General features: G+C 46.3%; 14 protein-coding genes. 7 read left to right on the forward strand and 7 right to left on the reverse strand.

Annotation, left to right across the window (positions count from 1 at the left end; all coding sequences use genetic code 11):
• Positions 1–71: 71 nt before the first annotated feature.
• The 6 genes from L4C42_RS15400 to L4C42_RS15425 all read right to left on the reverse strand — a co-directional run bounded on the left by L4C42_RS15400 (position 72) and on the right by L4C42_RS15425 (position 6,703).
• On the reverse strand, positions 72–1,913 hold the full coding sequence (locus L4C42_RS15400) for a DUF3413 domain-containing protein (RefSeq protein WP_353498944.1): 1,842 nt from the start codon (positions 1,911–1,913) through the stop codon (positions 72–74).
• A gap of 195 nt (positions 1,914–2,108) precedes the next feature.
• Positions 2,109–2,759, reverse strand: a complete 651-nt coding sequence (gene elbB, locus L4C42_RS15405; protein WP_418642501.1) for an isoprenoid biosynthesis glyoxalase ElbB — start codon at positions 2,757–2,759, stop codon at positions 2,109–2,111.
• 181 nt (positions 2,760–2,940) lie between these two features.
• The gene (locus L4C42_RS15410; RefSeq protein ID WP_429761122.1) at positions 2,941–4,191 is read right to left on the reverse strand and encodes an alpha/beta hydrolase; all 1,251 of its coding nucleotides are present in this window, start codon (positions 4,189–4,191) and stop codon (positions 2,941–2,943) included.
• Positions 4,169–4,390: a hypothetical protein gene (locus L4C42_RS15415; protein ID WP_429761124.1), complete on the reverse strand. Its 222-nt coding sequence runs from the start codon at positions 4,388–4,390 to the stop codon at positions 4,169–4,171. The genes L4C42_RS15410 and L4C42_RS15415 overlap by 23 nt, the downstream gene beginning before the upstream one ends.
• A gap of 170 nt (positions 4,391–4,560) precedes the next feature.
• The gene (locus L4C42_RS15420) at positions 4,561–5,424 is read right to left on the reverse strand and encodes a MurR/RpiR family transcriptional regulator (RefSeq protein ID WP_418642499.1); all 864 of its coding nucleotides are present in this window, start codon (positions 5,422–5,424) and stop codon (positions 4,561–4,563) included.
• 10 nt (positions 5,425–5,434) lie between these two features.
• Positions 5,435–6,703: an amino acid deaminase gene (locus L4C42_RS15425; RefSeq protein ID WP_429761126.1), complete on the reverse strand. Its 1,269-nt coding sequence runs from the start codon at positions 6,701–6,703 to the stop codon at positions 5,435–5,437.
• 182 nt (positions 6,704–6,885) lie between these two features.
• On the opposite strand from L4C42_RS15425, the gene L4C42_RS15430 reads away from it, so the two are divergent.
• The 7 genes from L4C42_RS15430 (at position 6,886) to L4C42_RS15460 (ending at position 15,770) form a co-directional block, all read left to right on the forward strand.
• Positions 6,886–8,334: an N-acyl-D-amino-acid deacylase family protein gene (locus L4C42_RS15430; RefSeq protein ID WP_353500181.1), complete on the forward strand. Its 1,449-nt coding sequence runs from the start codon at positions 6,886–6,888 to the stop codon at positions 8,332–8,334.
• 58 nt (positions 8,335–8,392) lie between these two features.
• On the forward strand, positions 8,393–8,785 hold the full coding sequence (locus L4C42_RS15435; protein WP_042501660.1) for a RidA family protein: 393 nt from the start codon (positions 8,393–8,395) through the stop codon (positions 8,783–8,785).
• 162 nt (positions 8,786–8,947) lie between these two features.
• The gene (locus L4C42_RS15440; protein WP_353498947.1) at positions 8,948–10,441 is read left to right on the forward strand and encodes a sodium:solute symporter family protein; all 1,494 of its coding nucleotides are present in this window, start codon (positions 8,948–8,950) and stop codon (positions 10,439–10,441) included.
• Between the two features lie 75 nt (positions 10,442–10,516).
• A complete protein-coding gene (locus L4C42_RS15445; protein ID WP_353498948.1) occupies positions 10,517–11,236 on the forward strand; it encodes an oligogalacturonate-specific porin KdgM family protein in 720 nt (239 codons plus the stop codon).
• 10 nt (positions 11,237–11,246) lie between these two features.
• Complete coding sequence (locus L4C42_RS15450) at positions 11,247–13,694, forward strand: family 20 glycosylhydrolase (RefSeq protein WP_429761129.1); 2,448 nt, start codon at positions 11,247–11,249, stop codon at positions 13,692–13,694.
• A 209-nt stretch (positions 13,695–13,903) separates the two neighbouring features.
• Positions 13,904–14,326, forward strand: a complete 423-nt coding sequence (locus L4C42_RS15455; protein ID WP_353498950.1) for a YMGG-like glycine zipper-containing protein — start codon at positions 13,904–13,906, stop codon at positions 14,324–14,326.
• Between the two features lie 481 nt (positions 14,327–14,807).
• Positions 14,808–15,770 (forward strand): sensor domain-containing diguanylate cyclase, encoded by a 963-nt coding sequence (locus L4C42_RS15460; protein WP_429761132.1) that lies wholly within the window; start codon positions 14,808–14,810, stop codon positions 15,768–15,770.
• A gap of 41 nt (positions 15,771–15,811) precedes the next feature.
• Here the strand turns inward: L4C42_RS15460 and L4C42_RS15465 are convergent, their stop codons facing one another.
• Positions 15,812–16,426 carry an HAD family hydrolase gene (locus L4C42_RS15465; RefSeq protein WP_429761134.1) on the reverse strand — a complete coding sequence of 205 codons (615 nt, stop codon included), beginning with the start codon at positions 16,424–16,426 and terminating at the stop codon, positions 15,812–15,814.
• Positions 16,427–16,452: the final 26 nt, after the last annotated feature.

Consider the following 16,452-nt stretch of genomic DNA (forward strand, 5'->3'; position numbering starts at 1 on the left):
TTTAAACATACTGAGCTGATACAAAAAGCCCTCGCAAAATATTGCGAGGGCTTTTTTATTGAAGCTAGCTATTACTCCGTGTAGCGGGTAAGCAGCTCAATGGCATAGTGCATACGCTCGTGGTCGATCTCTTGCTGTGGCAATAATCGGTTAGTGCCGTCTTTTACTTCATAAAGACCGTTACCTTTGAGTGAGAAGATCTTATCTTCGGACACAACGGCGTAGTCGCCGTAGTCTGCAACGATGGTGTATGGGCGGTCAACAAACTCACCGTAGAGATCTTCACCAACCGCGTAGTCTTCGATGTCGTTGGTCACACCTAGGTAGTTTTTCATGATGGTCGGCACAAAGTCATAGTGTGTGGTCATCTTGCCTTGTGGCCACTGGCTGGCTTCTTTGTCGACGCCAGCACCAATCATAATAAACGGTACTTTGATTTGAGCTTCGGTGAAGTTGCCGTTGTGACCCCAGAAGTTTTGACCATTGTCATTGAGCTCTTCACCGTGGTCACCAGTAATAACGATCAATGTATCGTCATAGGTGCCTTCCGCTTTTAGTTTGGCAATCACTTCTTTGATTTTGCTATCAACAAAGTGAGTACTTGTACGGTAGCGGTTGAAGATAGGCTCCGGATCGGAATCGTTACTGCGTACGAACGGGTTGTTTGGTCCAGACATTGGCTCAAACTTCGGCTCATAATCCGCAGGGAAAACGAATCCATGTGGCGCATCAAAGAACAAGAACGAGAAGGTTGGTTTTGACTTATTGACGTCATACCAAACCATCCAATCGTCGACGAGTTCGATATCACGATCAGCAGAATTACCTTTACTCTTACCACGAATACGTAGATCCGGGATGTTGGCGAAGATAGTACGGTTGAACTCTGGTGACTCGATGTGTGCTGATGTAAACACACCAATCTCGTAGTTAAGCTCTTGCAAGCGATCCATCAACACTGTTGGACGCTGGTTTGCTAGCATTGGATGCCAGTAAGGACCAGGTAGACCGTAGAATAGACCAAATGTACCCATTCGAGTCGCGTTACCAGAGGCATAGTGTTTATCGAATGATAAGCCTTCGTTATACAGATCGTAAACGGTTGGCATGTACTCGGGTGTCACCGTATCTGGGCGCCATGAGTCGATCAGAATTAACATGATGTTCTTCGGCTGTGACGGTGCCTCACCGACAATTGGATTTAGGGGGTAGTTAAGACCACCTTGTACTTTTGGTGCTTTAGCTTGATTTCTCTCTAACTCTTCGCGGTCTAGCCAGCCCTTTTTAATTAGGAAGGAGTTTGCGATAGTTGGATAGAACATCGGTAGATACTGGTTCACAAACATGACAGGCTGGTAGGTTTTCGCCGCTGCCCAAATGTGAATACCGTGGCTTGCCAATGTGGTGGCAATAAATAATGGGAAAAATACTTTGCGAAGTTTTTTGGTCAACGTGAAACTGCGAAGCTCCATTTTACTTAGCGCCCACCATTGAAGTGCAAACACAGAGCCAAGACCAACCACAAGCATAAGCCATGCAGACCATGGAAACTCAACGATTTGTCCCGACATTACCATAGAGAGTACTGGGTAATTTAGGTGGAATCGGTAGAAGCCAAATACCATGGTATCGACAAACAAAAAGCCCAGCGCGATGGTGGCTACCAGTGCCAAAATAGGACGCTTTATCTTTAATGGTAAGAAACAAACCACCAAACCCACAAGCCAGAAGACTAACGCGAGTAGCGCCATATGGCTGAACAAACTGGTCACAGCAAACGAGAACTGAAGTCCATCGAAGGGCAAGTCTGGGAAATAAAGGAAATAGCGGGCGCCAATTAGCGTCGCAAGCAATGCATTGAGGATCCAAAACTCATAGTAAGGACTCAGCTTTGATTTTAAAAACTTAAGCATATTCAATAGACCAAAATGTAAAATCTAGGTTTGCCGCACATCGACAAGGGCGCATATTGTACGTGAGCTCGAAGGAGATTGAAACTTTTGCAGACAGAGGGATGTAGAATGTTACAAAATACTGACATTAATAAAGTCACCTACACCATGTTAATTAATTGATTTGGTGTAGGTAATTCTATTAGTTCTTAGCTGTTAGGCCAATGAAACCAGCTTACTTACCAGCTTGTCTATGCCACTCGCCGCTTCTGAGATACTGCTTGCGAGCATATAGGCTGGCGTTGAGAGGACTTTATTGCTCTCATCATAGACAAAATCGTTTACGGCACACTCAATATGGCGTCCACCAAGCGCATTAAAGCCTTCAGCCGTACCTGTATCGCTGCCGATGGTACCGGACACAGATTCGGGGTAAATCATCGGGATAATAACAGGGGCAATGCACAAGTAACCCGCAGGCTTATTCGCTTGCTTGAAAGCTCGGCAAGCAGATGCAACACCTGCGTTAATGGAACACTCAGCACCATTGATGGCAAAGTCGGTCAGGTTTTTGGCTGCGCCGAAGCCGCCTGGTACAAGCAGCGCGTCGTAGTCGTCAACATTCAGTTTTTCGACATCTTCAATACTGCCACGTGCAATTCGCGCCGCTTCAACCAAGACATTGCGCGACTCTTCCATTTCTTCGCCAGTGATATGGTTAATAACATGATATTGCTCTACGTTTGGCGCAAAACAATGCCACGTCGCTCCAGCCTTCTCAATGGCGTGTAAGGCCAATACAGACTCGTGAATCTCGGCACCATCAAAGACGCCGGAACCGCTCAGAATAACCGCTATTTTCTTCATAATTTTGACCTCAGATGACTGTCAACTATGTGCTCAAACTATCTCGATGACTCTACGCTTAAACGTGACTCGAGCACAGCTATACTAGTAGATTTTACAGCGAGTTGGACGAAGCCCAGTCAATAATGTGCTCCGCTAGACAAAAGTGCGATCGAAGGAGATAAAAAGTAGCGAGCGCTGTCTATTTCTTTGCACTGGCTGTCTGTTCGTAATGATGTTCACTGTTCATAACGGTGTCAATAATCTCAGACATTTGGTTGAAGTAGGGGTTAAATGTTAAACGAGAGTGGATCTTTCCTAGCTCTTGATAGCCGTATGAGGAATACCACATTGGTTCTCCATTTAGGCAAGCTGTATAGGCCTCTTCGGATTGACCATTGTCACAAATGCGCACTGTTCCTTGAGTCCCATAGTATGGATTTTCTGGGCTAAACAACATTCCCATGTGCGATCCATTGGAGACACGAAACTTAGGGAGGCGCATGGTTTGAGCGATCGTTCCGCTAACTTGTGGCGCATTGTCGCCCTGCCAAATCAGCTTGTTATTTGGATTTGAAAAATGGCTATTGAACCAACCTACCGCGGCTTTTGTGTCAACAACGCTATCGCCTTCGCTCAACACCATCACTGTGGGTTTATCGAACTGGTGTTTATCTAATTGCTTTTGTACTTGGCTAACGGTTTCGTAATAGACTGCTGCGCCATTCATCGGCAGAGAGTTGTAACGAAGCATGTTGTCTTCTGGGTCTTTATCCGCCCACTGTACAAACACGCTTACAAAGCCGGCATATTTGGCGGCGCTAGAGCTAGGCTCAAACGCTGGGGAAAATAGCAGAAGTCCAGAGATACGGTTATCTTGCAGTGCTTTGCTGGTCACTAGGTTAGCGCCGGTAGAGTAGCCACCGAGCCAAATAGATGGGTAATCTTCTAATAAGAGGGCAGTGTGGTGCTCTACGACACCATGCCAATCTTCATAGCTTGGCAGAATGAGATCGCCCACTTTACTGCCGTGGCCAGGAAGTAATATCGCTCTAACGAGATAACCTTGTTTGGCAAGATGATTAGCGATATCACGAAAAGAGTAGGGAGAATCGCCAAGGCCGTGTACTAATAGTACGGCCTCGCCGTTTGGGTTTTCAGGAACAACTTCGAAAGGGCTGTTGAGTGCCACTTCTAGCGTGTGATCATCAGTCTTGTAGACGCGATGCTCGGCTAGCCACTGCTGAGTTTCGTCAACATAGTCTTGGTAATTTGACTGTTGGTAGCTAGGTAGGCTTGGCGCATGAGAAAACGAAGGGTTTTCGTTTTTCGTTGAGCAGCCAATGATACCGGCAGTGATAAAAGCAGACAGATAGAACGCTAACGCCACCAGCTTTCGCTTGTGACGCGATCGTTTTTCGCGTTTGGATTCACTTGGACGAAACTTCTTCATATTCACCCTCGATAGTATTGCCGTTTGCGGTTTGGCCTTGTGCCTCACGCTGACGAGCAAATTCCTTGTCTAACTGCTTTTTAATACGGTTGCCGCTGATGAATGCAGCAATGGCCATTGGGATTGCCATTAGTAAGCTGAACATCATTGCGACAAAACCGATAAATAGTGCGCTAATGGTTAGGAGTGCTTGTTTCATAATGACCTCTTTGTAATAAACCGAATGCAAAAATGGACGAGTCTTTATGGGCATCCTTTACTGGTATCGCTCCTTTATATCGAAATACTACGCTAAGGAATATGAACCAAACATGAACATTGGTTCAAAAATATGTTCATGTTTGGTAAGGAGGGTGTTTGAAGTAGCAATTAGTCGCCTAATGGTTGGCGATCGCTTCCCGTTCTGTGTGTATCTAAGGCTAGCTTTAAGCGGCGAAGGCGGTCGCGGGAGCGGCGCTTATGGTTTACTGCGAGCTCCATAGCGATGACGTCAACTAAGGCAAGCATAGCATAGCGTGACGCAGATGGTTTGTAGATAAAATCGGTTTCTTTGTGAACGATAGGCAGAACTAGATCGCTCAGATTCGCCAGTGGTGAGCCTGAAGGGGCAATCGCAATCACGGGTACGCCATATTGCTTTGCAGTTTCAGCGGTTTCGACCACGATTGGTGTATGACCCGTTGCGGATATCACCACCATAACGTCGTTGGCATCGGCTGTTGCCGCGACCATGCGAGTGAGCAACCCATCATTGTATGACACCACTGGGTAGCCCAGTCTAAACAGACGATGCTGCAGCTCTTGTGATGTGATGGTTGAGCCACCACCGACGCCAATTGCAATGATTTGCCTTGCTGAGTGAAGTAGTTCCGCCGCTTTGCTGATGTCTGCTTCGTTAATGAGCGCTCGGTTGATGTCCAAAGCTTGTTTGATGGACTCGTAAATACCTTGATGTCCGGTTTGAACTGGGGGCTCAATAATAAAGCGCTGACCAACCGCGAGTGATTGTGCCAGTTTAATTTTGAGGTCGCGAACATTTTTGCACCCCACGGCTTTTGCAAAGCGAGTGATGGTAGCTTCGCTCACGCTCGCTTGCTCTGCGAGTTCGGTAATACTGGCGTTGGCAGCGCTGCTCACATCATCTGTGATAAGGTCAGCGACCTTTTTTTCTGCGTCACGAAGCGCACTGTAGCGCTCCGTGATTTGAGAAATAATGTCTATTTCTACGCTCAAAATGTTCCCTCTAGAATGCTGTCTCGATCCAATGTTCGACATTATGCTGGTCATCGCTAATGGCAATGTAGCGCCATTTATCAAAGGTTAGGCAAGGGTGCGATGTTGAAAAGGCAATCATATCACCAACTTGGAGATCGCAGTCCTCTGGAACCGACAAAAATGTGTGTTGATCCATCACATCCGTCGCCACAAGGCCTGCTGTATCTATTTGTTCACCATCGCGATAGATTCGCTCAGGAATAGGAAGCCCTGCGTCGAATGCGACATCGCGCTTGCCTAAACCTATGATGGCTTTTGTGGCTTCAGGGCGAGAAATGACATACGCCCAAACCTCTAAAGCGGAAGAGAGATCGCCGCCAAGCTCACAAGCAAAACCCTGGTTTTTCTCAGCACGTCGCATCACTTTATGCTGGGCATCTAGATAGATACCAGTGTCATGAATGACGTAGCAACCAGGGCGTAAAATGGCATCAAAGGCGTCGAGGTGGGCAAATTCTTCCGCGACCACGTCGTACCATGCTGAGCCAGCACCTGTGACGATCGGTTTTTCAGGCAGTAGATTGTCTGCAACTAACTGACCGGCTAACTCAAGAGTATTGGCAAGAAACTGACGGACACGGGCTTCTTCATCGCCACCGTGGATCACGCCCTCATAGACTTCAATCCCCACCAAATTAACGTTTGGCATATCGGTTATAAACTGAGCAAGCGCGACGACTTCATCGACTGTGCGGCAGCCGCAGCGACCGCCTGCAACGCCATATTCAATCAGAACGTCGATTGAGCTGTTAGCGTGTTCAAAATAGTGCTGCAACTTCTGAATATTTTGTTTTGAATCTACACATACCATCACGCGAGCATCGGTATCTCGTCGTACTCGATGAATCATGGCCATGTTGGCTTTGCCTACGAGTTGGTTGGCCATCATGATGTTGGTGATACCACAGTGAGCGGCCACTTCAACTTGTGGGGCGGTGGCGACCGTCACACCCCAAGCACCACACTCCTGCTGCTGACGGAAAAATTCCGGAGTCATGGTTGTTTTGCCATGTGGACAAAGTTTAACGCCGTGATGGTTGGCAAATTTTTGCATCCACTGCATGTTATTTTCTAAATGACTGCGCTTAATCACGGCTGCAGGCAAGCTAATTTCTTCTTTAGGTAAGCTGTAACTGGGCACTTCTTGGTCGCAGCACGCCATTCCTTTTTGACCAATTGCATATCCCAACGCATGGGTTCTGTGATTGTTTCTATCTTTTTTAAATAGATTATTCATTTTAATCCTCACACTAACATGATTTAAGTTGTTGATTAATAATGGTTGATGGTATTTATGATACTTACCATGTTAGAAACTATCAAACTTTATTGATGTTTTTGTGTAATTTGTCACTGAGTTTTATGGGGGTAATTTCTAACATAGGTGTCATGGAAAGCGTGAAGACGAGAGATAAGGTCATGTTGTTCGACACTATTATAAAAAATGTAGAAATCGTCGATGGAACCAATGAGGCGTCCTACCATGCCGATCTGGCTATTAAGCAAGATCGCATCGCTAAAATTGGTGATCTTGCTGGCTTTGAGGCGAGCACGATCATCGACGGCCAGGGTCAGGTGCTCAGTCCTGGTTTTATTGATGTTCACACTCACGATGATACCAATGTTATTCGCTACCCAGATTGCTTGCCGAAAATCAGTCAAGGCGTGACAACGGTGATTGTTGGTAACTGCGGCATAAGTGCATCACCGGCAACGTTACACGTTGCACCGCCAGACCCGATGAATCTATTGGGCAAGCAAGAAGACTTTAAGTACCCAACGTTTGCTGAATACGCGACTGCGGTTGAGCAAGCGGAGCCTGCGGTGAATGTTGCTGCCTTGATAGGGCACACCACACTTCGCAATAACGTGATGGATGAGCTGCTTCGTGAAGCCTCAGAAGATGAGCTTCAGGCGATGCAAACTGCCTTAGCTCAAGCGATGTCCGAAGGTGCGCTGGGATTGAGCTCTGGCTTGGCCTATGCCAGCGCTAAGCAGGCAACCGCCAGTGAAGTGATGCGACTAGCAGAGGTATTGGCTGAGTTTGGCGGCATCTATACCACTCATATGCGCACTGAATTTGAAGAAATATTGAGTGCGATGGAAGAGGCTTTTGAAACGGGGCAACATGCCCGTGTCCCTGTGGTTATTTCTCACTTGAAATGTGCAGGCGCTGGTAACTGGGGAAGAACCGTTGAAGTTCTCGATTTGCTCGAAAAAACGGCTCAGCACCAAGATGTTTCCTGTGATTGTTACCCCTATTCAGCAAGCTCATCAACGCTTGATTTAAAACAAGTGACCGATGACTTCGATATTTTCATCACTTGGTCTGAAACAAAACCTGAGTATGCGGGGCAGCTCCTTGCTGACATCGCTAACCAAATGGAACTGCCATTGATGGAAGCGGCTAAAGCCATTCAACCAGCCGGTGCTGTGTATCACTGTATGGATGAAGCAGATGTCGAGCGAGTGCTTAAGCATAAGCTCACTATGGTGGGATCAGATGGGTTGCCAAACGATCCTCATCCACACCCAAGGCTTTGGGGCACTTTCCCGAAAGTTCTTAACCATTACTGCAAAGATCGCGGCCTATTTCCTCTTGAGGAAGCAGTGTACAAAATGACGGGAATGTCGGCGAAGCGCTATAACCTGGCAAATAGAGGCGTTATTAAAGAGGGCGCGTTTGCTGATTTGGTTTTATTTAATAAACATAACGTTCGCGATACCGCGACGTTTGAATCACCAATTTCCGTCGCAGACGGAATTGAATGTGTATTCGTAAACGGAAATATCAGCTATCAGAATAAATTAGTCGCCAACAAAAGATTTGGTCGATTTATATATAGAGATGGCACTAATTGCTCTTGAATAAACACTATTCGAGATGTGTAACATTTAAATAAGAAGTAACAAACTGGAGTAAACAATGACAATTAAACGCTATGGTGTAGAAGGTGGAACCGGTACTGGCGGACAACATTTACCCTTTGCTCGTGCAACAGAAGCCGGTGGCTTTCTCTATGTGTCGGGTCAAACACCGATGACAGATGGCGAAGTTGTTGAAGGTGGTATTGTTGATCAGTCGCGTTTAGCGATTCAAAACTGTGTCGACATTATGGAAGAAGCGGGTTACGGCCTTGAAGATGTCGTGCATGTGAAAGTAGTGCTAACAGACTCACGCTATTTCCAATCTTTCAACAAAGTGTTCAAAGAGTTCTTCGGTGCTAACCCGCCAGCGCGAATTTGCATGGTGTGTGACCTTGTGGTCGATGTAAAGGTTGAAGTCGATGTAACCTGCTATCGCGAAGATCGCCGATAAAATAAATATTCAACAGTAAGCAACATTATTAAGGGCATTTTGCGATGCCCTTATCAATAAAAATAACAATGACATTCTGATTACATAATGTAATTACTTTTCGATATAAATAACGTAAAAGTAAGCAGTGTCTTATCTGCTTATATCTCTGGAGGTAGTTCAATGAACAGTACACTATTTTTATCCAGTTTTGGGGTATATGTGTGTTTCCTTATTTGGTTAGGGTGGTTTGTATCCCGCAACCAAAAGTCAGGTGAAGATTTTCTACTTGGTGGGCGTGGTCTACCACTGTTCCTAGTGTTGGGTACGACCGTCGCGACCATGGTGGGTACTGGCTCTAGTATGGGCGCGGTTGGCTTTGGCTACGCGAACGGCTGGGCTGGTGCTTTGTATGGTATTGGTGGCGCACTTGGTATTCTGCTTCTTGCTCTATGGTTTGCCCCTGTACGTCGTCTCAATTTTATGACCATGAGTGAAGAGCTGTCTTATTACGTGGGTGCAAACCGCGTAGTAAAAAACCTAGTTGGAGTGCTGATTTTTATCGCTTCCATTGGTTGGTTAGGTGCCCACATTCTTGGTGGCGGCATGTACCTCGCCTGGATTGCTGACATTGATCTCAATGTGGCTAAGGTCATTATTGCTGCGGCATTCACTATCTACGTGGTGATCGGTGGTTATACTGCGGTGGTTTGGACTGACACGATTCAAGCTGTCATCCTGTTCGTTGGTTTCATTCTGATGGCGGTGCTATCGGTTCAGCACATTGGTGGACTGGATAACTTATATGCGGCAATGGATCCAGCAGCAACCAGCTTCCTGGCTATCGAGAAGCTAGGCATTATCCCTGCGATTTCACTCGCTGTTGTGGTTGGTGTGGGAGTGTTAGCAACGCCTTCTTTCCGCCAACGTATCTACTCTGGTAAGGATGTTTCAACGATTCGTCGCTCGTTTGTGCTCTCTGGCGTGCTGTATCTGTTCTTCTCTATCATTCCAGCCATCATTGGTATGGCGGCACATGCGATTGACCCAAGCCTTGATAATCCAAACTTTGCGTTCCCATACATTGCGGCAACGGTATTGCCTGTGGGTATCGGCATGATTGTTCTGATTGCGGGTCTGTCTGCAACCATGTCAAGTGCGAGCTCTGATGCCATTGCTGGTGTGTCGATTCTGCTGCGTGATGTCTACGTGATGTTCACAGGGCGCGTACCAAACAAAGAATCGATGATGAACTACTCAAGACTCGCTTTGGTCGTGGTGATTGGCTTTGCTCTACTATTCGCACTGACGTCGAATGACATCATTGGCTACATCACCAAGATGATCTCTACCGTGATGTCAGGCATGTTCGTCTGCGGCATGCTAGGACGTTTCTGGAAGCGTTACACCTGGCAAGGTGCTATCGCAACCTTGGTGGGTGCATCGGCGGCCTCGTTCACTGTCATCCTTAGCCCAAGCTTGTCCGCTTATTGGGGTAACCCTGTGATTCCATCTGTAGCGGTTGCAACACTAGCGGGCGTTGCTGTGAGCTTATTCACCCCAAGAAACATGGTTTCTCCAGAAGAAGCGCAAGCCATCTTAGATGCAGAGCGTGCGCAAATGGAACAAGGCGGCGAATCGGGCAGTACAACGACGACTACGCCAGTTACCGAGTAATCACACTCTAAGTCAGGGTGTAGCCCAAGACACCCTGACTCTAAAACATTTCTCCCCCATTAAGACAAAAAAATAATGAAAAAACAGTGTATCTACCCTTTGTTAGTACTGATGTCTTCATCAGCTTTGGCATCCACTACCTATTTAGACTTACGCCACGAATATAGAGACCCGTCTGATAGACATCGCAGCCGAGTCATTCTTGGTCATCATTTTGATAACGGCTATGGCATTGAAATGCTGACCAATATTAACCACGGCACTTACGCTGATAGCTTTGGTAGTAACCTACGTCTATCTAATACTGAGGTGACCAACTACTACACTTACGGTGTGAATGACAACTTCACTTTGAACCCAGGTATTACACTTAACTTCCTAAGTTCAAACACCTTTTACATGCCGTATCTAAAGCTGAACTACAACTTCGATAACGGCTTCTTTATTCACGGTCGATATCGCTATGACTTCTCCAGTGCCGAAGCTCAAAATGCAGCAGGCGAGTTGGAGACCATCAAACGAAATCGTTACGACGTGTGGACAGGATACAGCAACGACAAATTTACGCTGTCGTATGCCTATACCTACTTTGACCAGATCACTAATCATCCAGGCGAACTTGCCAACGGTGAGCAAACGGCTCGCGAACATACAGTGAAGTTTATGTACAAATACTCAAGCTTTATGCGCCCATATGCGGAAATTGTCGACGCTGATAAGAACATTTATATCCCCGAACCCAACAAAGGCGCGACAGAGTGGCGCTATCGCATTGGTCTAAATTTTGTTTTCTAAGGAAGTAGTCATGAACAAAAAACTCGTCTCTCTATTAATTGCAGGCACACTAACATCAACGGCATGGGCTATGGCACCGAATACAGATCTGAATCTAATGCCTTATCCACAAACTGTGGAGCTAAGACAGGGCGCTGTCGTCATCGACAAAGACTTTAGTATTTTCATCAAAGGTTTTAACTCTGAGCGCGTGGAAGCGACCGCAAAACGTTTTGTTAATCGTATTGAGCGTCAAACGGGTCTTCCGACACTGAACTGGCAAGCGGAAAGCGCTAGTGAAGCAACCTTAGTGATTGATATCGACCAAGCACCAAAATCGGCAGTGCAAGATATCAATGCTGATGAGTCCTATACGCTGGATGTTCAGAATGGTCAGATCGTGCTTAAAGCCAACCGCCCTTATGGTGCGATTCGTGGTATCGAGACTATCCTTCAGCTAGTAAAAACAGACGCCATCGGATACTCAGTACCGGCTATCTATGTAGAAGACGAACCACGTTTTCGCTGGCGTGGGGTCTCTTATGACACATCACGTCACTTTATTGAGATGGAAGTGATTTTGCGTCAGTTGGATGCTATGGCGTCTGCGAAGATGAACGTGTTCCACTGGCATATTTGGGACGACCAAGGCATTCGCATTCAGCTTGATAACTACACTAAGCTGTGGGAGAAAACCACAGATGGTGACTACTACACCAAAGATCAGATTCGCTATGTTGTTGATTATGCTCGTGAGTTGGGTATCCGTGTAGTGCCGGAAATCTCGCTACCTGGTCACGCATCAGCGGTTGCACATGCTTATCCAGAGCTGATGTCTGGTTTAGGCGAACAAAGCTATCCACAGCAGCGCGAATGGGGTGTATTTGAACCGCTTATGGATCCGACGAATCCAGAGCTCTATACCATGCTGAGCAGCGTGTTTGATGAAGTGGTTGAGTTATTCCCTGATGACTACTTCCACATTGGTGGTGATGAGCCGAACTACAAACAGTGGCAAAATAATCCAGAAATTCAGGCGTTTATTAAGGAAAACAACTTAGATGGCGAGCGCGGCCTTCAGTCCTACTTGAATGCGAAAGTAGAGAAAATGCTCGAAGAGCGTGGCAAGAAGATGTCTGGTTGGGATGAGATATGGCACAAAGACCTGCCTAAATCTATCGTTATTCAAAGCTGGCGCGGCCACGATAGTATTGGCCGAGCAGCGCAAGAGGGATATCAGGGACTGCTTTCGACGGGTTACTACCTAGACCAACCTCAACCGACTAGCTACCACTACCGCAATGACCCTATGCCTCACGGTATTACTGTTGACGATCAACTGCATGAAGGCGAGCGATTTGTCAGTTACCAGTGGGAGAAGCCACGTACCAAAGGTGGCCCTCGCAAAGGCTTGCTAACGATCATCCAAGCTAAAGACGGCAGCGTTCGAGCCTTCACTGATTACAACGGCAAATCTCGTACTGAAGTTGAAATCCTTGAGTACACCCCAGGTGAAAGCTTCAAGGGTCACTTTGATAACTTCATGTCTTACACCGAGTTCAACTTGAAGCTTGCTGGCGACAAGTTGGCAGAGGGCAGTTATCAGCTTATTGGTAACGTGCGTTGGCCGACCACGGGTGAAATTGTTGCCTCTTCAGCTAAGCCGGGCTCGGTGATGCCTGAACCAACTGGTGGTTATCCTGCGGAACTTACAGAACAGGAGCAGTCGCTGATTCTCGGTGGTGAAATTACTGTTTGGGCGGAAAACATCAATACTCAAACCATGGAAAATCGCATTTGGCCACGCAGCTATGCAATTGCTGAGCGTTTCTGGTCTTCTGAAGAGCTAACCGATGAAGCAAGCATGTATAAACGTATGCGTGCTATCGATAATTGGTCTGAGATTTCTTTAGGGATGCGCCATCATGCGGACTCTAGAGTGATGATGCAACGCTTAGCAAATGGCGCAGATATCACGCCGCTACTAGCTTTAGCGCGATATACTGAGCCTGCGCAGTACTATGCTCGTAACTGGGAAAAATGGATTCAAACGGAAAACCATGGCGACCTTTACAATCAGCATGAGCGTTTGAATCGTTTTGCTGATGCCCTTCCGGTTGAGAGCTACGCCGTTTATGAAATGAATGATTTGGTGGAGCAGTTCGAGAAAGGGGATAAGCAAGCATTAACAGCGTTAGAACAGCACTACCAAACTGTTTTGAACGCTGCAGCGGCTGCAGAGCCTGTATTTGCCGCCAACGTGGCGTCTGTCGATACAGTGGCACTGACCAAAGCTACCAAGCAGGTTGCTGAAATAGGCTTAACCTTGGTATCAAAGGCGAAATCTGGTGATAGCGTGAGCAAAGCGGATGCACAGGCGTATCAAGCAATGATTAACGAGTCTGCGATTATCATTGATGAAACGATCGTCGCTATCGTTAAGCCGACAGAAATGCTACTGAAAACGTTCACTAAGTAACGATTGTTCAAGAACGACAAGCCGGGAATTACTTAAGGATACAAAATTCAAAGTAATACCCGGCTTTTTTTAATTGCGGTTTGAGACGAACATTTTTAGCCGAACTGATAACTCCTGCTTATCAGGCTAATAACGGCAAGTGAATTCCCTGAAGCACATTGAAACAGTATTCTTTCTCTCGTAGACACAACCACTGCGAGAAACCCGTTATGACACTATCTCAAAACTCTGTTAAATCACTTTTTGCTGCTGCAACCCTAGCTCTTCTTGCTGGTTGCGCTTCACCTGCTTTCGATAAGGACAATGAGAACGCAGCACGTAATAGAGGCGCAGCGGGAGGTGCTTTACTTGGTGCCACAATGGGCGTACTGACAGGTGAACCTGAGCTGGCTGTAAAAGGCGCGGTTGCTGGTGGTGTTGCTGGTGGCGTTGCTGGCTCTATGAAAGACTTGGATGATTCCCGTGAAACAGGGCGTACAGAAACGCTAGCTGATGGGATAAAGCAAGACAATCGCAGTGATGCGGAGAAGCGCGCTGACGAGCTAGAGGCTGAAATTCGTATCCGCGAGTTAGAGCAAAAGTTGGCTGAAATGGAGAAGGCTCAACAGGTGGAGTCTAGCCAAGAAGGCTAATCACATTGTCTAGGCAAGCATTGGCTTAGATTTTGAGATAAAGAAAAGGCCGATTGATAAATCAATCGGCCGAAAACAGTGTGAACAAATCGGTTCACTAACAACGTCAGTTGGCTAGGTGACTTCATTGCTGAAGTCATAATATATGTAGCATGATGTGTGCCAACTTTGCCGAAAGCTATTTACCGACTTTTTGTGCGTCATTACACATAAAAGGTTCGATGCGTTCTTATATTGCAAATGCAAACCGCAATATATTTGCAATATGCAACCTACTAACACTCTTCTCAATAAGCTCTGCCGAATTTTCATTTCAATTTACGTTAAGAATGTGATGCTTTTGTGGCATGCCCACGTGATCTTGACTAATTTTAGAAGCGGACACTTTAAATTTAAACTCAAAAGCGCATCGAGAGTGATGAAAGGTGTCAGTACGCAGTCCAAATTTGTCTAGTACGTCTATGCTAAGGAACTCTCACACATGCAGCCAGCTCCTATACCCATCGATGATGATTACCGTTTGAAAGTTGTTAGGCAGCTTAATATCGACAGTGTGCCAGAGGAGCGTTTTGATCGGGTTACGCGATTAGCAAAACGGATGTTTGATGTAGATATTGCTTTGTTAACCATCGTTGACAGAGACACACAGTGGTTCAAATCCAATGTAGGACTCGCTGCGAATCAAACGGGTCGTGGAGAATCATTTTGTGGCCATGCTATTTTAGGTGACGAGCCATTCATTATTCACGATGCGTCTATTGATGAACGTTTTCGCGATAATCCATTGGTGACGGGTGACCCCAACATCCGTTTTTATGCTGGCGTGCCTATCAAAATAGAGGGCGGTGTCAAGGTCGGTACCTTGTGTGTTATAGACAGTAAACCGAGACTGTTTACCGATCAGCAAGTTCATGACCTGATAGATCTCGCGAAGTTAGCCGAATCTGAGCTGGTGGCGAACTTAAACTCTACCCTTGATGAGTTAACTCAAATCTCCAATCGACGTGGTTATCGATTGCTTGCCGACAAAGTGATTCAAAAATGTCGCTTTTCTACGGAGCCATACACAGTAGCCCTGTTTGATCTCAATAACTTCAAAGCCATCAACGATACATTCGGGCATTCTGTTGGCGACGAGGCACTACGCCAATTTGCCAAATTGTTAAAATCGAGTTTTAGAGACTCTGACGTGATAGCCAGAGTAGGGGGAGATGAGTTTGTTGTCTTGATGTCCGGAACCACAGGAAACGACTCCAAGTTCCCAATGACACGGTTTAATGACAATGTCGCGTCGTTCAATCGCAATCATCAAGCAGTTTACGCCTTGAGTTATTGCGTTGGCATTGTTTGTTGCACTCCGCTCGATAATGTTGATCACGATGAGCTGCTCGACCTGGCTGACAAAGCGCTTTACTTAAATAAAGCCTCTCAAGGGCAAGGTTAAAGGTTACTCTTTCTGTGAATCGCTTTCTAAAGACAGCTTTTCTACAAATGGCTTTTGTGCAAATAGCTTTTTCGTAAATAGTTTTTTTGCAAATAGGCAAGAAGCCCATCCAGTGATGAATAATGCAGATCTGCACCGAAGGTGTCTGGCTCGTGGCTTGAGTTGGAAATAAAGCAGCTTAAACAGCCAGCGTTTTGCGCTGTGAGAATGTCGTATTGATGGTCGCCCACATAAAGAACGTTGTGTTGCTCTAGCTGCCATTTGTCCACAAGGTGTAGCAGAGCACTGGGATCAGGTTTGGCGGGGAAGTCTTCTCTAGTGATAAGCTCTTCTATTGTTAGTGCATGAGCGCTTAACTTCTTTGTCGCGGCCTCACGACAATTTCTGGTGATGATGCCAAATCTTAAGCCTTCGTTTGATAACCAATCTGTCAGCGAACGTGCACCTGCCATTAAATCACTGGCTTCGGCATCGTCGAGTTCATGCGTGAGTATGGTCTCAATACGTTGCTGCCGTTCGTTATCACAAAAGGTTTCATCGACATGGGTCAATAAATCCTTATCAGCAGGGCAAGCAAGTTCTAGTTTTAGCTGCTGAAAGTTGATGTTTGATGTCACCAGTGTGTTGTCTAAATCAAATACTACCGCTTTAATCATTGAAATGAGTTAGTCCTTGCTACGTC

Source organism: Vibrio wakamikoensis, from assembly GCF_050337275.1.
Lineage (GTDB): Bacteria > Pseudomonadota > Gammaproteobacteria > Enterobacterales > Vibrionaceae > Vibrio > Vibrio chaetopteri.